This is a genomic window from Pseudomonas lundensis (assembly GCF_002269125.1).
GTDB classification, from domain to species: domain Bacteria; phylum Pseudomonadota; class Gammaproteobacteria; order Pseudomonadales; family Pseudomonadaceae; genus Aquipseudomonas; species Aquipseudomonas lundensis_A.
The window spans coordinates 1-18,682 of record NZ_NQKI01000020.1 but is presented as its reverse complement, the minus strand read 5'-3'; the positions used below and the strand labels follow the sequence as shown (position 1 = coordinate 18,682).

Below are 18,682 nucleotides of genomic sequence, written 5' to 3'. Positions count from 1 at the left end.
GGCTGCGCCGTCAACGTTGACGCAGTGTATTGACGTCACCCTTGCCCGCCGTTTCGCGCAAATATTCTTCCATCGAATCATCCAGCGCCTGCAACCAGCGGGTGTGATGAGGCACCGCTAACGTGCCAGTCATGACTGAACGGTAGGATTTGTCGCGATAGCCCATGATGTCGCGCTTCTTGTCAGTCTTCCATTTGAGGAAGATCTGATTCACAGCGTCGATATCAAAGGCCGGGTAATCCGTATGCTCGATCAGGTGCTTGATGTAACGGCCCTGGAACTCGTACATCGAGGCGGTGGAGTGCAGACGTTCTTCCTGCTCGCGCCACGAGGCACTGTCGGCCTGCATTTCGGATATTTCAGGCAGGTTGATGCGACCCAGAATGTAATCGCGCACAAACCAGGCCTGAGCATCAAATAGGTTGAAGCTGTACCACAGGTCTTGCATGCCGAGGTAGATCAACTGCGGGTTCTGCTCCCAGATCACGCCTTTGTACAGGCCCAGCGGCCACAGGCGATTACCTGTAGTGAGGGTCAATTCATCCGGCAGAAACGCGAAGTGATGTTGATAGCCGGTGCACAGAATGATGGCATCCACGCGCTTGCTGGACCCATCGGCAAAATACGCGATGTCTCCCTCGACCCTGTTCAGCAGCGCACGCTCTTCCCATCCCTTGGGCCATGCGTAACCCATCGGTTGCGTGCGGTAGGTGCTGGTGATCGAACGTGCGCCGTACTTGTAGCACTGCGAGCCGATGTCCTCGGCCGAATAGCTACTGCCCACGATCAGCAAGTCCTTGCCCTGAAATTCGGTGGCTTCACGAAAGTCATGGGCATGCAGAATTCGCCCGGAAAAACGTTCGAACCCGGCAAACTCCGGCACGTGCGGCGTGGAGAAATGCCCACTGGCCACGATCACGAAATCAAACGTGTCCGTCGTGCTTCGCCCGTTGGCGTAATCGTGAGCAGTCACGGTGAATTGCCGCGATACCGGGTCGAACGTGACGTGTTTGACCGCCGTATTGAAACGAATGTAATCACGCACGCCGGCCTTCTTGACCCGGCCCTGGATGTAATCCCACAGCACTTCACGGGGCGGATACGAAGAAATTGGTCGACCGAAGTGTTCATCAAAACTGTAATCCGCGAACTCCAGGCACTCTTTGGGACCATTGGACCAAAGGTAACGGTACATGCTGCCGTGCACCGGTTCGCCGTGCTCGTCCAGGCTGGTGCGCCAGGTGTAGTTCCACATGCCGCCCCAGTCGGCTTGCTTCTCGAAACACACCACATCCGGCATGGCCGCACCCTTTGCATGGGCTGACTGAAAGGCACGCAGTTGCGCCAGGCCGGACGGGCCTGCGCCAATAATTGCTACACGAATAGACATCGAATTCCCTCAACAGGTTGAACGCTGAATCATTGGAAACCCTCGCGTGAACACACTCGATGAGCGCGGCGAGAGGACAATCAGGCATCAAACTGAAGGGGGAGGTACCGCGCGGCTGCGCTTGCGGGTGACCAGAGCGTCCCGCAGCGAAGTGGGTGGCAAATGAAAACGCGTCGCCAGTGTCTGGCAGAACGTAGCCACTAAAACAGGAAGGGTGTGCAGCTGGATCGGCCTGGTTACGTCACTGCGTTGCGCAGGCGTAAGGCCGCAAGTGTCAAAGATACGTGTGGTCTCATGCATCGGGCTTGTTGAGCCTCTTTTGGTTATGAATGCCTTTCTAGCTGTAACGGATGGAGACAGGGATTACAAGTTTGAGGCGTATTTCAGACGCTTTGCTCACTAGAAATAAAGCCGTCAGCGCTTGAGGGTTATTTTCTCTAACATCTGCGAAATCTGCTCGACTGAGTAGGGTTTAGGCAGAAACTCGAAGCCATCGTAACCGTCGAACGCCAGCTCTTCGCTGTAGCCGGAGGCCAGTATGATCGGCAAATCTGACCGCCGTTTGCGCATCTCCTTGGCCATTACCACCCCCGTCATGCCTGGCATGACCACATCCGAAAAAACCGCGTCAAAAGCCATGGCTTGCGGCCCGATCATTTGCAGTGCCGCTTCGGCATGGGTGGCCCAAGCCGTCTCATAGCCCAGGTCCTGCATGATCTGTTGTGCAAAACGCCCCACTTCCAGGTTGTCTTCCACAATCAGGACGCGAGGTTTCTCGGCTTCAGGGTCTGAAGGTGCAGGCACGCACACGCTGGATTCAACCTCCGCAAGCGCATCAACGCTGGCTCGCGGAAGGTACAGGGTGAATACCGACCCCTGATCGAGGACACTTGAGACGTCCACATTACCCCCGGACTGCTTGGCAAACCCGAACACTTGCGACAACCCGAGTCCCGTGCCTTTGCCCACTTCCTTGGTGGTGAAAAAGGGTTCGAAAATCTGCGTCAGCATGCGCGTGGAAATACCGATGCCCGTGTCGACCAACGAGATGGCAACAAAAGGTTCGTCGGAACCTGCATGCCCCCGAATGGCAGGCAAGGTGGTGGTGTCATTGAGCCGCAGCAGGAGCGTGCCCTGCCCTTCCATGGCATCCCGTGCATTGAGCGCCATATTGATTAGCGCTGTCTCGAATTGGCTGGCATCGGCGCGCACATAGCAGGCTTCGGGCGGTAATTCGACCGCCACATTGATTCTGGCCCCAGTGATGGTCTCCAACATGTCGCCGATATCACGGATGCGTTGGCCGATCTCGAATACCTGCGGGTTGAGCGGCTGGCGCCGGGCGAAGGCCAGGAGCTGGCCGGTCAATTTGCTCGCACGCTCGACGGTGTCTGACACCGCGTTGACGTAACGCTCCCGGCGCGCATCCGACAGGTTCGGCATGCGCAGAAAATCCACCGACGAACGAATAATTGTCAGCAGGTTGTTGAAATCATGGGCTACACCGCCCGTGAGCTGGCCGATGGCCTCAAGCTTTTGCGATTGATGCAACGCCGCTTCAATGTGCAGCAAACGTGCACTGCGCTCCTGTACGCGCTGTTCCAGCGTGGTGTTGAGCTGCGCAAGCTCAGCCAGACCGGCGCGCACGGCGGCATCGGCGCGCGCACGCTCAATGTGCGCCCATGAGCGTTCTGTCACTTCACGCAACAATGCCACTTCATGGGACGACCATTGTCGCGGCGATTGATCGTGCACTGACATTAACGCTGTCAGCCGTCCGCCTTTGATCAAGGGCAGGCAAACAGTGGCCTTGACACCCAACGCGGTGAAACTGGCGGCATCTCGTGCAGGCAGTTCGGCCTGCGCGTCGTTGATGACCAGCGGCTGTCCGGCTTTCAACCGGGACGCTGCTTCCTGACCGAAATCCTCCAGACTGTATTGGCCCACAAGGCGGGTGGCGCCCTTCGCCAGCCAGTTGTCACGAATAAAGAAGGTATCTTCGTCCGCCTCCAGGTCGGCGTAGGCGCAATGCGTAACGCGCAGGTGATCGGCAAGCTTGCGCATGGTGATTGCGAGGATTTCCTGCGGGTCACTGGCATTGACCACTGCACGGCCGATCGCGTCCAGCACCGACAGACGCTGGGTCATGTACACCGTCGCTGTGGTTTCGGTCACGGTATCAATCATGCCGACCACCTGGCCGGCGGAGTCGCGAATCGGGCTGTAGCAAAAGGTGAAGTACGCGAGCTCCGGACGCTCACTGCGATGAATCACTACCGGGAAATTTTCGATGTACGTCGCTTTGCCCGCGAAGGCCAGGTCGGCAATCGGACTGATCTCATGCCAGGCCTCGCTCCAGATATCGCTAAACGCACGACCCAACGCTTGTGGCTTGCTCCCCAGAATGGGCACAAAGGCGTCGTTATACAGCGTGGTCAGGGACTCGCCCCACACGATGCACTGCGGAAAATGCGAATCCAGCATCAACGCCACGCTGGTTTTCAACACATCCGGCCATTCGGTTAAAGGCCCGAGCGGCGTGCTGGCCCAATCATGCGCTCTGATTCGCTCAGCCATCGCGCCATCGTGTTGAAGCCAGTCAGTCATTACGCCGCTACTCTGATTACTGCCATTGATCGGTGAAACGCCGACGATGATAAGCCAGTCGCACAAATTGTGCTCCACTCGCCGTCGTGTCACCAGACACCCTTTGTCATACTTTTGGACAGCAGCACGACAGTACAGGTTCTACTCACAGGGCTTGCGGGCTAACATGCCGCGCTACGACTAATGGCCATACGCTGTTAGCGATCTGAATCAACCGTCATGAACAGAAGGATTGAACGTTGAAAATTGTACTTGCGCTGTTATTGAGTGCGGTATCCCTGCTGGCTCAGGCAGCCAACATCGGCGATGCGTTGCAGCCCTGGGCGCTTAAAGACCAGTTCGACCAGACGCAGGCCCTCGATAAAAACACCCGCATTCTGTTGGTGGCGCGCGACATGAAGGGGGCTCAATTGGTCAAGGCGGCGATAGAAGACCAGCCCAAGGGCTACCTGGAAGCACGCCATGTTGTGTTTCTCGCCGATGTCCACGGCATGCCTTCGCTGATCGGAAAGCTGTTCGCCATTCCATCCATGAAGGGATACAACTACCGCGTCGCGCTGGACCGCGACGGCTCGATTGCCAGTCGATACCCCGGTGACAAAAAGCAAATCCTGTTTCTGCAGCTGGACAATGGCACCCTGGTTTCACAGCAGGCCTTTACAACAGCCACGGCATTGCGCGAAGCGCTGGATAAAGCGCCGACTGACTGATCCGCGCCGCGCCCCCCGCCTTTTACTTGCGCCACCGCCCCCGACGGGGACCGCGGCGCAGGTGCTTGGCTTTCAGCCTTGCTTCACGTCAAAGCCACGTCCGGTCCATGTATAGATGTCGACGCCCTGCACACTCGGGCAGCATCGCGGGTCATCCGGGCCACTGGTCAGGGTACTGACAGCAACCTGCTGACCCGGGGCGGCCTTGATGTCTGTTACGGCTCCGGACACCACTGAGTGCCCCTGGTACATCCAGCCTGCGCCCGAGCGGTAAAAACCGGCCAGACTCTGGTAAGAACCGTTACCACCACCCTGCCCTTCAACCGTGAACAGCACCACGGCATCTGGCTGACTATCTTCATTCAGGTCCATGTAAATGACCTGACGGCTATCGGTGTATTCCGCGCCACCCTCTTTGGCTATTTCTGACGCAATCAAATTGTTTATCGCCGCTTCAAGGGCGGCCTCGGCTTGCCCGGCCACAGGCTCAGCGACAGGTTGCGCAGGACTTGGGGCATATTTTTCAGCGCCTTTTTCAGTCAGGGTCAGCCCTTGTTTCTTACCCTTGGCGATAAATTCGGCCATCAGCGCGCCTTGCATCTCTTTCAGGTCCTGGCCGGAGAACTCCATCATCCCTTTGCCACTCAAAGGCTGCGCATCCCCGAGGAACCAGCGCGAAAAGAATCCGGGACGCACCGATTCCAGCTTATCGACCAACTGATCAGTGCGCTGTTCAACCAGACCGGTCCACAGTGAGCCTGCCTCCTTGCCCAATGACTCGACCAACTCTCCCTCTTGCGCCAACCAGGCTGACTTGGCTTGCTCCAGTAACAGGATGTTGTAATCAATGGTTTTGCTGACACAGGTGTTGGTGAATGTGCCCATGCACTCCTGACGCAATGCATCACGCGCCATCGCAACTTTCACATCGCTGTAAACCCCACAGCCTGACAACAGAACGATCAAGCCAATCGTAGAACCCATGCGTTTCAAGGTGCTCTCCTTAACGCCTGGAGACCTCCAGGCGACACTCCATTTATGTGATCGGGCACAGGGCCATCGCCTTCGTTATCGGCAGGTGCCAAAAGGGCTTGAGTAGCAGGCAAAGGGCTTGAGCCGCGACACAACAGGAACGTATGGCATTCACCGGCCCTGTGATGTGCGTGTCCGTTCAAGGCAGGCCGGGCCTTGCAGAACCGCTTATGCCCGCAAAAAATCCAGCACGCGGCGAGTGAACTGCGCCCCAGCTTCCACGTTGGACAAGTGCGCCGCGTGCAGCATGACCCGTTGTGCCTCGCGAATGCGCTCAGCCATATAACGCCCATCCTCGACGGTGGTAACCGCATCTTGCGTGCCGCACACGATCAACACAGGGACGTCGATACGGCCCAGGTTTTCCCGAAAATCGGCATCGCGCACGGCAGCACAGTTGGCGGCATACCCCTGGGGCGCGGTGTGCGCCAGCATGTCGACAATCCGCTCAACCCGGTCGGGGCAGGCGATGGCGAATTCAGGGGTAAACCACCGTGCAACTGCGCCATCACGCAGCCCGCGCAGGGCTGCTGCACCGTCAAGCAACACCGTGTCAATGCGCGGGTTCCAGACAGCCGGGTTGCCGATTTTCGCGGCGGTGTTGCACAGCACTAGACGCTGCAAGCGCTCAGGCGCATGGATCGCCAGCCACTGACCAATCAAGCCACCCATGCTGAGGCCACAAAAACTGGCGCGATCTATCTGCAAGGCGTCCAGCAATGCCACGGCATCACGGCCATGCTGTTCGATGCTGTACGGGCCGGGGGTCACACAGGATTGGCCATGCCCACGGGTGTCATAGCGCAACACACGAAAATGCTCGGTGAATGCAGCCATCTGTTCATCCCACATGCGCAAGTCAGTGCCCAGCGAATTGGACAACATCAGTACCGGGGCATCTGCCGGACCTTCAAGGAGGTAATTGAGTGGGCCATCGACCCGTTTTATTCCAGACATACAACACTCCAAGGGGAAGAGATTTTCGGGCCAGATCGCCGTCAATGAACGGCGAACCACCAGGTCAGACGCGCGCTATGGCCAATGCCAACCCCTGGCCGACCCCCACACACATCGTCGCCAGCCCATACTGGCCGCCGTACTTATGCAGATGGTGGACCGCCGTCAGTACCAGCCGATTACCACTCATGCCCAGCGGATGCCCAAGGGCAATCGCGCCCCCCTGCGGATTGACCCGCGCATCGTCGTCAGCCAGCCCCCATGCACGGGTGACTGCCAAACTTTGCGCAGCAAACGCTTCGTTGAGCTCAATCACATCGAAGTCATGAAGACTCAAGTCAAGGCGCGCCAACAGGGTGCGCACAGCGGGCAGCGGGCCTACCCCCATCACCCGTGGCAATACCGCGCCACTGGCCATGCCCAGCACTTTGGCCCGAGGCGTCAAACCATACTTGGCCACCGCGTCAGCCGAGGCCAGCACCATGGCCGACGCGCCATCGTTGAGGCCCGATGCATTGCCTGCCGTAACGGTCTGACCGTCGCCGTTGACCGGCTTGAGCTGTTCCAGGGCTGCAAGCGATGAACCGGCGCGCGGGTGCTCATCCGTGTCAATAACCGACGTTGCGTGCTTGCTGTGGATGACCACCGGCACAATTTCTTCGGCAAAATAGCCCGCCGCTTTGGCCTCGGCGGCCTTTTGCTGGCTGCGCAGTGCGAAGGCATCCTGATCGGCGCGGCTGATCGCGTACTCGTGGGCTACGTTGTCACCGGTGACCGGCATGCTGTCCACACCGTAGGCGGCCCGCAGCGCCGGGTTGATGAAACGCCAGCCCAACGTGGTGTCTTCGAGTTGTTGGGCGCGCCCAAAAGCGCTCTCGGCCTTGCCCATCACATACGGCGCACGGGTCATGGATTCGACCCCGGCCGCGATGGCCAACGCCATTTCGCCGCTGGCAATGGCCCGAAACGCAGCGCCCACCGCTTCCATGCCCGACGCGCACAGACGGTTGAGGGTGACCCCCGGCACGCTGGCTGGCAGACCGGCGAGCAACAGTGCCATGCGTGCCACGTTGCGGTTGTCTTCGCCCGACTGATTGGCACAGCCCATGAACACTTCGTCCACGGCCGTCCAGTCCACCTGCGGGTTGCGTTGCATCAGGGCGCGCAACGGGATCGCCGCCAGATCGTCGGCGCGTACCGGCGCCAGCCCTCCATTCAACCGGCCAATTGGCGTGCGCACGGCATCGCAGATGAAGACCTCGCGGCTCATTCCTCACCTCCCGTCTGCCCGTGGGCAATGGCGGTACGGGCTTCAAGGGCCCGCAGCGCGGCCAACTCTTCCACGGTAGGCGCCAGGGTGGTGGCCACGTGGGGGGCAAAGCGAATCGGCCAGCCCGTGTTGTCAATGACCTGTTCACGGGTCACGCCCGGGTGCAGCGAAGTGACGATAAATTCGCGGCTGTGCGCTTCCGGCTCCATGATGCACAAGTCGGTGATGATCGCCACCGGCCCCTCACCCGGCAACCCGAGACGCTTGCGGTGATCGCCGCCCTCGCCATGCCCGACTGAAGTGATGAAGGCCAGTTTTTCGACGAACGTGCGGTGCCCCTGCTTGAGAATGATCAAGACGTTCTTCGCACTGCCCGCGATTTCCGGCGCGCCCCCCGCACCCGGCAGGCGTACCCTGGGCTGGTGGTAGTCGCCAATCACCGTGGTATTGATATTGCCAAACTTGTCGACCTGCGCGGCACCGAGGAAGCCCACATCGATGCGCCCGCCTTGCAGCCAGTAGCGAAAGATTTCGCCGGTGGGGACCACCGTGTCGGCGGTTTCAGCCAGTTCGCCGTCACCGATGGACAGCGGCAACACGCTCGGTTTTGCACCGATCGGGCCGGACTCATAAATCAGCACCACCTCGGGCGCATGGGTCAAACGCGCCAGATTGGCCGCTTTGGAAGGCAGGCCAATGCCGACAAAGCAGACACTGCCGTTGCCCAGATTTCGGGCAGCCGCCACGGTCATCATTTCGTTGGTATTGAAGTCGTTCATCACTTGGTCCCTGCGTTCAGTTTCGCCTGAAACTGCTCAAAATCCTCAGTGCCACGGATGTGTTCATCGATCCAGGCAGTAAAAGTCTCACGGTCGCGAGCGATGGAATCCCACGCCTGGTAGAAGCGGTTATCACGCTCGTAGTAACCATGGGCATAAGACGGATGTGCGCCGCCGGGGACAACGCACACCGCGCTCAGCGCCCAGCCGGGCAGCACACAGGCATTCATCGGCGCCTGTAAGTCATCCACCACTTCTTCGACGGTCACGATGCAGTGCCTGGCCGCCAGCGCAGCTTCTTTTTGTACGCCGAGGATGCCCTGAATCAACACATTGCCTTTGCGGTCAGCTTTCTGCGCGTGGATCACGCTCACATCCGGGCGCACGCTCGGTACAGCGGCCAATTGCTCGCCGGTGTAGGGGCATTCGATGAACTTGATGTCGGGATTGACCTTCACCAAATCCGAGCCCTGATACCCGCGTAGCACCGCGAACGGCAGGTTTGAGGCGCCGGCCACATACGCATTGGCCATGGCCGCATGGCTGTGCTCGCTGATTGCCAATGGCTGCGGCCAGCCCTTTTCAACGGCGTCGCGCAGGCGATGCAACGAGCCGACGCCCGGGTTTCCGCCCCACGAAAAAATCAGCTTCCTGGCGCACCCGGCACCAATCATCAAGTCGTATACCAAGTCAGGCGTCATACGAATCAGTGTCAGATCTTTCTTTTTCTGACGAATAATCTCGTGTGCCGCTGCCGTCGGAATCAGGTGGGTAAACCCCTCAAGCGCCAGGGAGTCGCCGTCATTCACAAAGCGCTCGACGGCTTCGCGCAGGGAAAGAATCTCAGCCATGGTGATCTCAATAATGTTCAGGACGCAGCAAGGCGTCGGGTAGAGAAGAAGTACGCTCGGCAGGCATGCCACCCCATGCGCTAAACGCTTGGTGGTTCGATAATCGAACACAGGCACCCGATCAGGCAGCGGACGGGGCGCATTCGTTAATCAAGCTTTCATGACGCCTCGCAACAGGCGCATCAGGCCATCCGTGACGCGCCGCGCGCATTGCCCAGGTTAATGCGAGGGGTGGGCAACCGCGCCGCGGCCGCCACTTGCCGGTTCAGCCGTCTTGCATCGCGCGAGGGCGCTGGCTGCGCTGTTCGGCTTCAACCCGTGGTGTCTTTTGCAACTGGAAATCGAATTTCAATTCAGCAAAGCGCTCACCCTGAACCCCCCGCTCACGGGCCACTGCTGGGTCTTCGACGAAGGTAATGTCCCCCACCAGCCCCTCTCTGGTGGCATAGGCAAAGTCATCCCACAGGTACTCTTCACCTGAGAGATTGATCTGTGTGGTCAAGTGCCGATGGCCCGGCGCCGAGATGAAAAAATGAATATGCGCCGGGCGCTGACCGTGACGCCCCAACATGTTCAGGCATTCTTGAGTCGGGCCGTCGGGTGAGCAGCCGTATCCACTGGGCACGATGCTGCGGGCGCGGTACTGGCCCTTGGCATCGGTGACGATGCGCCTGCGCAAGTTGTACGGCGTCTGACGCGTGTCGAAGTAGGAGTAGCTCCCCTGGGTATTGGCGTGCCACACGTCGACCACCGCCCCCGCAACCGCGCGGCCTTCGCTGTCTCGTACCACCCCTTCCAAAAACATCACGGTGGCGTGATCCAGTTCACTGCCGTCGTCCATGCGCACTTCGCCTTCGCCAATGGGCGCGCCCGCCACATACAACGGGCCTTCAATGGTGCGAGGCGTGCCGCCGCTCAGGCCTGCTTGCGCGTCTTTGGCATCTTGTAGCACATCAAGAAAGTGCTCCAGCCCCAGCCCCGGCACCAGCAGACCCGCCTCATTGCGCCCGCCCAGACGGTTGAGGTAGTCCACCGCGAACCAGAACTCGTTGTCGGTGATCTCCAGGTCTTCAATAAGCGTGGCGACGTCGTTGATCAAGCGCAGCATGATGGCTTTAACCCGCGGGTTGCCCTGGTCGTTGTTAAAACCGGCCGCCTCTTTAAACAGGTGCTGTATTTCGGCAGTGTGGCTAACGTTAACGGTCATGGGTGTTACCTCATTTTTTTGTTATGGGCGTAATCAACGGTCGTCTTCGCGAAGGGAGGACGGGTGCCGACACAGCGGCGTAACCTCAATATCCATGTAGGGAAACAACGGCAAACGCATCAAGGTGTCGTGCAGCGCTTGCACACTCTCCACGTCAAATACGCTGTAGTTGGCGTACTGCCCGGCGATGCGCCACAAGTGCCGCCAGGTGCCTTCGCTCATCAGGCGCCGGGCCAGTTCTTTCTCATCGGCCTTCAGTGTTGTGGCCTTGGCCGGGTCCATGTCCGCCGGCAGTTTTACGGTCATCTTTACGTGGAACAACATGTGCGGGTCCTCCGGGTCAGTTACGGGCAAAGAACGCCAGGCGCTCTTCATCGAGGGTCAGGCCAAGGCCCGGCGTATGCGGTACGTGCAACGCAAAATCGCGATAAACCGGTGGTTCAGTGACGATGTCTTCAGTGAGCAACAAGGGGCCAAACAACTCCGTTCCCCAGCTCAGTTGACGCAGGGTCACAAAGGCATGGGCCGAGGCCAGGGTGCCGATGGCCCCTTCGAGCATGGTGCCGCCGTACAGCGCGATGCCTGCCGCTTCGGCAATGGCCGCCGTGCGCAGCACCGCTCGCGGGCCGCCGTTTTTGGCTATTTTCAGGGCGAAGATGCTCGCTGCGCCGTCTGCGGCGAGGCCAAAGGCGTCTTCGACGCTTTCAATGGATTCGTCCGCCATGATCGGTGCCGGACTGCGCTGGTTCAGGCGCACTTGCCCGGCGCGGTTGATACGCGCAATCGGCTGCTCGATCAGGTCGATGCCGTTATTGCCCAACACTTCGCAAGCGCGAATGGCCTGCGACTCGTCCCACGACTGATTGACGTCCACCCGCACGCTGGCGCGCTCACCCAAGGCCTGCTTGATGGCAATCACGTGCTTGAGGTCCTGGGCAACCGGGTTGGCCCCGATCTTCAGCTTGAAAATCCGGTGACGACGCAGGTCCAGCATCTGTTGCGCTTCGCTGATATCGCGGGCGGTATCTCCACTGGCCAAGGTCCAGGCCACCTCAAGGCTGTCGCGCACACGCCCGCCCAGTAACTCACTCACTGGCACCCCCATGCGCTTGCCCTGAGCATCGAGCAGCGCACTTTCCAGCCCGGATTTGGCAAACGTGTTGCCTTTAGCCGCTATTTCCAGCCGCAACATCGCTGCATTGATGTTGGCAGCGTCCTGGCCCACCCACAGCGGTCCCAAATGGCTGTCGATGTTCTGCTTGATGCTTTCCGGGCTTTCATTGCCGTAAGCCAGCCCACCAATGGTGGTCGACTCACCGATACCTTCTATGCCATCGCTGCACTGCACGCGGATCACGACCAGTGTCTGTTTATGCAGGGTGTGCATGGCCAGCTTGTGGGGGCGGATGGTGGGCAGGTCGACGATAACGGCCGACACACGTTCGATCAGGACTTGGCTCATTTCAGGGTTCTCTGTTGCATTAATAAAGATGTCAGGGACTGGCTGCGCCCGGCACAGGAGCAGCGTTGTCGGTGCCTGACACAGATGGCTAACTGGCACAAACCCGCCTAGCCCTGATCGCCCCCCCCGACGGGCAGCGTCACGCCGGTGATGTACGCGGCGTCATCGCTGGCAAGGAACAAAATTGCGCCCGCTTGTTCGTCAATCGTCCCGTAACGCTTCATGTGGCTGCTGCTAACGGTTTGGTCGACGATTTGCTGGTACCAGGCTTTTTCCTGTTCGGTCTGCCCGGCGGCATTTCGCGGGATGCGCCGTGGCGGCGCTTCGGTCCCGCCCGGCGCTGTGGCGTTGACCCGAATCCCGCGCTCGGCCGTCTCAAACGCCAGGCACGCCGTGAGGGCATTCACCCCCCCCTTGGCCGCGCCGTAGGGGACGCGGTTAATGCTGCGAGTGGCAATTGAAGACACGTTGACGATGGCGCCTGCCCCTTGTTCGAGCATGTGTGGCAATGCGGCATGGCAGCACCACAAGGTCGGAAACAAGGACCGGCGCACTTCGGCCTCGATTTCAGATGCCTGGTAATGCTCAAAGGGTTTGGCCCAGATGGTGCCGCCGACGTTGTTGATCAGGATGTCCAGTCGCCCGAAACGTTCGACTGCTGCCGCCATCACCCGCTGGCATTGCGCGATATGTTCAAGGTCAGCGGTCAGGGTCAACACGTCGGTCACATGCGCCCATTCAGCGGCCAGCTCATGCACCAGCTCCGAACGGTCAACCAACACCAATTGCGCACCCTCTTGCCCCAAGCGCTCGGCCACACGCCGCCCAATGCCTTGAGCGGCACCCGTGACAACTGCAACCTTCTTTTGAAAACGCATATTCATGGTTCCGACCTCGCTATAAGCAGGTGGGCGATCCGGCCAGCGAATCCCGCACCGCACTGCGAATAAACACGCCCGTTGAGCCAGCAACGGGCCGACAAGAGCAACACTCAGGCGCTGGCGGCAAATTTCTCGTAATAGAAATTCGCAGGCTCAATGCCGTGTTCGCGCAGGTAGCTGCTAACCGCTTCCACCATCGGCGGCGGGCCGCACAGGTAAACGTCCACATCCCCATCGTTCAGGTGCGCGGGCGCAATGTGCTGGGTGACATACCCCTTGAGCGGGTGCGTGCTGTCCGGGTTGGCGACGCACACGCTGTAGGTGAAGTTGGCGATGCATGCGGCCATGGCCTGCAATTTGTCCACTTGCACCACATCGACGTCATGGGTCACGCCATAGATCAAGTGCAGGGGGTAGGCACTGCCCTGCTCGGCGATTTTTTCCAGCATGGCGGTGAGTGGCGCCAGCCCCGTGCCACCCGCCAACAGCAACAGCGGCCGCTTGATATCCCGCAGGTAAAAACTGCCCATGGGGCCAGTCAGGGTCATGGTGTCGCCGACCGCTGCCTGGCCGACCAAATAACGGCTCATCAACCCGCCGGGCACATTGCGGATCAGAAAGCTGACCTCTGCGTCCTTTTGCAGCGAGCTGAACGAATAGGCACGTGAGTGCTCGCTGCCAGGCACCTTGAGATTGACGTATTGGCCCGGCAGAAATGCCAGGTTGCTCAGGGCCTCGCCCTTGAGCGACAGGCCGATGGTGCTTTCGGAAAGCGGGTGCACTGCGCTGATGTGCACCTCATAACTGGCCTGCCGGGTTTTACACACCTCGCTGGAAGCTGGCACGCGCACCACGCAGTCGCTTTCGGCGCGCATCTGGCAGGTCAATACGAAGCCGCGTTGCGCTTCTTCTTCACTCAAGGCGTCTTCAACGTATTCTTCGCCGAGGTCGTACTGACCGGACTCCGCGAAGCATTTACAAGCACCGCAAGCGCCGTCGCGGCAATCGAGCGGGATGTTGATGCCCTGACGGTAGGCCGCATCCGCAACCGTTTCGCCCACAGCGGCATCAATAAAACGGGTCACCCCGTCTTCAAAATTCAGTGCGATCTTATGGCTCATGGCACGCCTCGCTTAACACAGAAAGAGGTCAAACCGCAGGCGGAGCTTCATGCACGCACGGCACCCAAGGTGGCGGCAAGAACCGGGGTTCTGCTCGCCCCTGATACGGGCCAGCGCAGGCTCCGCATCGGGTTTAGAGGTGGTACACGTCGATAATCTGACGCACGTAGTCGTTCTTCAGGACTACCTTTTTAGCCTTGATCAGCGGGTTAGGCCCGCGGGTGTCCAGGGTGTAAAAGCTGGTGCCGTAGAAATGATCGACGACCTTGTAGCGAAAGCTCAGGGTGTGCCAGTTGAAACGCAGCTTGCACAGGCCCTCCGCTTGCTCGATCAGTTCTATGTTGCTGATGTTGTGCGAGGTGCGTGTGTCAGGCACTGTCGCGCTGGAGCGTTCGGTGCGGATGCGAAACACGCGGTCTTCCAGACCGCTGCGGTTGGCGTACCAGATCAACGAGATCTCGGTCTGGGGGTTTTCCACTAATTGGTCGCGATCGTCCCAGGCGGGCATCCAGAAACTTGCGTCGCGGGCGTACATTTCCAGCCAATCGTCCCACTGCTTGTCGTCCAGGTAACGCGCTTCACGGTAAAGAAAGTCTCGCGCGGCTTCGTAGGTCAGGCTCATTTACGCGCCCTCCACGTAAATCATCTGATCCTGACGGTGTGTAAGCGCTGCCACCATTTGCGACTGCCAATACGTATGCTGCAACACGAACAAGCCCTCGTCTTCGGTGCGCACACCGCTCATCAACGGCTGCAGGTCGATCTCCCTGGCCGATTCGTCGGCGCCATCGACCCAATGCTTACTGCCCCGGGACATGTCATTCCATTCCATGGCGCGACCGGCGAAGCCTTGTTGACAGGCGCGAAACTCTTCCAGATCGTCCGGCGTGGCCATGCCACTGACGTTGAAGAAGTCTTCGTACTGACGAATCCGTTTGGCACGCGATTCAGCGCCCTCGCCTTTGGGGGCGATGCAATAGATGGTGACTTCGGTCTTGTCGACTGCCAACGGCCGGGCAATGCGCAGCTGTGAGCCGAACTGGTCCATCAGGTACAAGTTGGGGTACAGGCACAGGTTGCGTGAATTACCGATCATCCAGTCAGCCCGCGCGTCACCGAACTCACTGGCAAGGCGATCGCGCTCGGCAAACATTGGCCGGTCTTCAGGGTTGTCCCAACGGGTCCAGAGCAACAAATGGCCGTTTTCGAAGGCGTAGAACCCCCCGCCCTTTTTGCCCCAGCCGCCCGCGCTCATGGCGCGAATATCATCCCCTGCCTCTTTGAGCTTGCGCTGCTGCTGGGTCGCGGCGTAGTTCCAGTGCACGGCCGATACGTGGTAGCCGTCGGCGCCGTTCTCGGCCTGCAACTTCCAGTTACCTTCGTACACATAGGTCGATGAACCGCGCAGCACTTCCAGGCCATCGGCAGATTGATCGACCACCATGTCGATGATTTTTTTCGATTCGCCAAGGAAGGTTTCAAGCGGCGCAACGTCATCGCGCAGGCTGCCGAACAGAAACCCCCGGTACGACTCAAACCGAGCAATTTTCTTCAGGTCATGGGAGCCGTCGCAGTCGAAGCTTTCCGGGTAACCGGCGTGCTTGGGATCTTTGACTTTGAGCAGCTTGCCCGAGTTATTGAACGTCCAGCCGTGGAACGGGCAGGTGTAGGTTGCCTTGTTGCCGCTTTTGAAACGACAGAGCATTGCCCCGCGATGGCTGCAAGCGTTGATAAACGCATTGAGTTCACCCGCCTTGTTGCGTGCGATAAAAATCGGCTGACGCCCCATGTGGGTGGTGTAGTAGTCGTTGTTCTGCGGGATCTGGCTTTCATGTGCCAAGTACAACCAGTTGCCTTCGAAGATGTGTTCCATCTCCAGATCAAACAACCGCGGGTCGGTGAACATTTCGCGTTTGCAGCGGAAGATGCCGTTCTTTTTATCGTCTTGCAGCAGGCTGTTCAGGTAGTCGAGTCCCAGGTTCATGGCCATGGCTCCGTTATTATTGTTTCAACGGAATCAAGGCTACGTTCCCCGGTGACGCGGCAATATCCGCTTTGTGCACGACCTCTATCCGTTTACTGCATACCCGCAGTCGGCAGGTAAACGGCAGCGGATGGGCGGCACAGCAAAAGGTCATCGGCCCGGATCAGGCCGACGGTGCAGCTACCCCTGAGGGTTAGGTGCCTTGTGGCGACGCAGGGTTTCGGAGGGCAATTCGCCAAAAGCACTTCTGTAGCTTTCCGAAAACCGTCCCAAATGCAGGAACCCATACTCCAGGGCGACTTGCGTCACGTTGCGCACCCGTGCGGCCGGGTCGCAAAGGCTTGAGCGGATCTGTTCGAGCTTCTTCTGACGGATAAAACTCTTAGGCGTCGTGCCCGTGTGTCGCTCAAACAAGGCATACAACGAGCGTGGGCTGCTGTGCGCCAGACGGGCCAATTGCTCAACACTGATGTCGTGTTTCAGGTTGGTTTCAATAAATTGCAGAATGCGCTCAAAACTGGCGGCGCCTTGTGCGAGCGGCAAGCGGCTGACGTTGTTGTCCAGCAGTGTCAGCAATTTGGCGCAGATGATCCGCGTAAAGTGCTCTTGCACTTGCTGCAACGTGTGAGCGCTCTCCGCTTCCACGCACACCAACTGCAACAGACCGTAAAAACCCTCTAACTGATGCAGGTTGTGCCTGGGTTTGAAACGAATTCCGTCATCAGGGGGCTGCCAGTGATGATCGCGGCACGTTTTATCCAACAGCGACGAAGGCAATTTGATGATGAATTTCTCGCAGTCAGCGGAATACGTGAGGTCGACCGGATCATCCGGGTTAATCAGCAACAACTCGCCGGGGCTGAAGTGGTGCTTCTCACCGCCCCCGCGCCAGAGGCAATGGCCACGCAACAACACCTGCAAGTGGTAAATGGTCTCCAGCGCAGGCGAAGTCACCTGCACACTGCCGCCGTAGCTGATGCGACACAGGTCAAGGCTGGCGAACTTGCGATGGTTTAACGAAGCCGCGGGCTGACCGAGCCGCGGCATACGGATGTCGTGCATTCCCATGTGTTCATTCACGTAGCTGGAGACGGCATGGGGGTCCGCACGGTCGAACACACTACTGGTGTTACTGAGCAGGCAACTGTTCATGGCAAGGCACTCACGTTGTTTTTATGCACTGCGCTTTGCCTAAACGCAGTGTTTGATCAAGCTGCCACCGATTCTATGCCTGTGTGCACAGATAAATACGCTGACCGGAGGAACGGTTCTCGGCGCATGGCGCCTGTCGCATTAAGCCGCACGACGAAGAAGGACTCAATTGAACCTTCTGCCAAGCGTTCGATTAACGCACACTGTTTCAGCTATAGAGCCGGGTGCTGAGTTCCCGGCTGGCTTGCAGCAGTATGGGCAGGTAGCGCGACTCCAGCTCCTGGCTAGATACGCGGCTGACGTGAGTCCCCACATTGAGGGCTGCCAGGACTTGTCCCGCCGCGTCTTTCAATGGGACGGCAATCGAACGCAAACCGATTTCCAACTCTTGATCGACAAGTACCCACCCCTGCTCGCGGACGTGTCCGATGCTTGCGCGCAAACCGTCCACGGTATGGACCGTACGGCTGGTTTTGACGTGAAGTTCGGCACGCTCCAGATAATCGTCCAGCGCCAGATCATCCAGCCCGGCGAGCAGAATTCGTCCCATGGACGTGCAATAGGCCGGTAAACGACTGCCCACACTCAAATCAACCGAGATCAAGCGTTGAGGGATTGCCGAGCGGGCGATGTAGAGGATTTCATCGCCCTCCAGCGTGGCCATTGAGCACGCCTCATGCACGTGTTCGCTGAGGCGATCCAGAATGGGCTGGGCCGTCACCGCCAAGGGGGTCGAAGACACGTAAGCGTGACCCAGGGTCAGCACTTTGGGCAGCAAGGAATACGTGCGCCCATCGGTGGTGGCATAGCCGAGTTTGATCAGGGTATGCAAGCAACGGCGTACGGCGGCACGGGGAATTTCGGTGCGATGGCTGATCTGCGCAATCGTCAGTTGCCGTTTTCGCTCCTGGAAGGCATGCACCACGGCGAGGCCTCGGGCCAGTGACGTCATGAAATTCGGGTCGCCGGTCAAGGCGTCGATGCGCTTGGCGGGTGACGCCACAATTGGCGGCGCCACGGTAGAGAGTGGCAACGGGCGTTCTTCGCTCATTATTGTTTTCCTGTCCTGATGCCAACAAAGGCCGGGGCGATTATCGAACCGCCACTTGATAATCGCAAACGGACGCGGCACAGCTAACAGGCAGGAAACCTTATCGACAGGCATAAAAAAAGCCGCTATCGCTAGCGGCTTTTCTTTTATCTGGCTCCACGACCTGGACTCGAACCAGGGACCCAATGATTAACAGTCATTTGCTCTACCAACTGAGCTATCGCGGAA

Annotated in this window: 17 protein-coding genes and 1 tRNA gene; 1 reads left to right on the top strand and 17 read right to left on the bottom strand. The window is 59.0% G+C overall.

What is annotated here, in order from left to right; translation table 11 throughout:
* Positions 1-10: 10 nt before the first annotated feature.
* On the bottom strand, positions 11-1,390 hold the full coding sequence (locus tag CJF39_RS13560; RefSeq protein WP_094993888.1) for an NAD(P)-binding domain-containing protein: 1,380 nt from the start codon (positions 1,388-1,390) through the stop codon (positions 11-13).
* A 414-nt stretch (positions 1,391-1,804) separates the two neighbouring features.
* Positions 1,805-3,997 carry a GAF domain-containing protein gene (locus CJF39_RS13555; protein ID WP_094993927.1) on the bottom strand — a complete coding sequence of 731 codons (2,193 nt, stop codon included), beginning with the start codon at positions 3,995-3,997 and terminating at the stop codon, positions 1,805-1,807.
* 239 nt (positions 3,998-4,236) lie between these two features.
* Between CJF39_RS13555 and CJF39_RS13550 the strand changes: the two genes are divergently transcribed.
* A complete protein-coding gene (locus CJF39_RS13550; RefSeq protein ID WP_094993887.1) occupies positions 4,237-4,707 on the top strand; it encodes an FAD/FMN-containing dehydrogenase in 471 nt (156 codons plus the stop codon).
* A 72-nt stretch (positions 4,708-4,779) separates the two neighbouring features.
* Here CJF39_RS13550 and CJF39_RS13545 read toward each other — a convergent pair whose 3' ends face one another.
* The 15 genes from CJF39_RS13545 to CJF39_RS13475 all read right to left on the bottom strand — a co-directional run bounded on the left by CJF39_RS13545 (position 4,780) and on the right by CJF39_RS13475 (position 18,681).
* Positions 4,780-5,700 carry a hypothetical protein gene (locus CJF39_RS13545; protein WP_094993896.1) on the bottom strand — a complete coding sequence of 307 codons (921 nt, stop codon included), beginning with the start codon at positions 5,698-5,700 and terminating at the stop codon, positions 4,780-4,782.
* Between the two features lie 207 nt (positions 5,701-5,907).
* Positions 5,908-6,696 carry a 3-oxoadipate enol-lactonase gene (pcaD, locus tag CJF39_RS13540; protein ID WP_094993885.1) on the bottom strand — a complete coding sequence of 263 codons (789 nt, stop codon included), beginning with the start codon at positions 6,694-6,696 and terminating at the stop codon, positions 5,908-5,910.
* A 64-nt stretch (positions 6,697-6,760) separates the two neighbouring features.
* Positions 6,761-7,966 carry a 3-oxoadipyl-CoA thiolase gene (gene pcaF, locus CJF39_RS13535; RefSeq protein WP_094993884.1) on the bottom strand — a complete coding sequence of 402 codons (1,206 nt, stop codon included), beginning with the start codon at positions 7,964-7,966 and terminating at the stop codon, positions 6,761-6,763.
* A complete protein-coding gene (locus CJF39_RS13530; protein WP_094993883.1) occupies positions 7,963-8,745 on the bottom strand; it encodes a CoA-transferase subunit beta in 783 nt (260 codons plus the stop codon). Before CJF39_RS13530 ends, pcaF begins: the two co-directional genes overlap by 4 nt.
* The gene (locus tag CJF39_RS13525; protein ID WP_094993882.1) at positions 8,745-9,596 is read right to left on the bottom strand and encodes a CoA transferase subunit A; all 852 of its coding nucleotides are present in this window, start codon (positions 9,594-9,596) and stop codon (positions 8,745-8,747) included. The genes CJF39_RS13530 and CJF39_RS13525 overlap by 1 nt, the downstream gene beginning before the upstream one ends.
* A 265-nt stretch (positions 9,597-9,861) precedes the next feature.
* A complete protein-coding gene (gene catA, locus CJF39_RS13520) occupies positions 9,862-10,803 on the bottom strand; it encodes a catechol 1,2-dioxygenase (protein WP_094993881.1) in 942 nt (313 codons plus the stop codon).
* A gap of 33 nt (positions 10,804-10,836) precedes the next feature.
* Positions 10,837-11,127, bottom strand: a complete 291-nt coding sequence (gene catC / locus CJF39_RS13515; RefSeq protein ID WP_094993880.1) for a muconolactone Delta-isomerase — start codon at positions 11,125-11,127, stop codon at positions 10,837-10,839.
* Between the two features lie 16 nt (positions 11,128-11,143).
* Positions 11,144-12,265, bottom strand: coding sequence for a muconate cycloisomerase family protein (locus CJF39_RS13510; RefSeq protein WP_094993879.1), 1,122 nt, complete (start codon positions 12,263-12,265; stop codon positions 11,144-11,146).
* Between the two features lie 107 nt (positions 12,266-12,372).
* Positions 12,373-13,149, bottom strand: a complete 777-nt coding sequence (locus tag CJF39_RS13505) for a 1,6-dihydroxycyclohexa-2,4-diene-1-carboxylate dehydrogenase (RefSeq protein ID WP_094993878.1) — start codon at positions 13,147-13,149, stop codon at positions 12,373-12,375.
* Between the two features lie 107 nt (positions 13,150-13,256).
* A complete protein-coding gene (benC, locus tag CJF39_RS13500; RefSeq protein ID WP_094993877.1) occupies positions 13,257-14,267 on the bottom strand; it encodes a benzoate 1,2-dioxygenase electron transfer component BenC in 1,011 nt (336 codons plus the stop codon).
* Between the two features lie 133 nt (positions 14,268-14,400).
* On the bottom strand, positions 14,401-14,889 hold the full coding sequence (gene benB / locus CJF39_RS13495; protein WP_094993876.1) for a benzoate 1,2-dioxygenase small subunit: 489 nt from the start codon (positions 14,887-14,889) through the stop codon (positions 14,401-14,403).
* Positions 14,890-16,251 carry a benzoate 1,2-dioxygenase large subunit gene (gene benA / locus CJF39_RS13490; protein ID WP_094993875.1) on the bottom strand — a complete coding sequence of 454 codons (1,362 nt, stop codon included), beginning with the start codon at positions 16,249-16,251 and terminating at the stop codon, positions 14,890-14,892.
* A gap of 180 nt (positions 16,252-16,431) precedes the next feature.
* Entirely contained in the window at positions 16,432-17,403 is a 972-nt protein-coding gene (locus CJF39_RS13485) for an AraC family transcriptional regulator (RefSeq protein WP_094993874.1), read from the bottom strand.
* A gap of 208 nt (positions 17,404-17,611) precedes the next feature.
* Positions 17,612-18,454, bottom strand: coding sequence for an IclR family transcriptional regulator domain-containing protein (locus CJF39_RS13480; RefSeq protein ID WP_094993873.1), 843 nt, complete (start codon positions 18,452-18,454; stop codon positions 17,612-17,614).
* A 151-nt stretch (positions 18,455-18,605) separates the two neighbouring features.
* Positions 18,606-18,681, bottom strand: a tRNA-Asn gene (locus tag CJF39_RS13475).
* Between the last annotated feature and the right edge of the window lies 1 nt (position 18,682).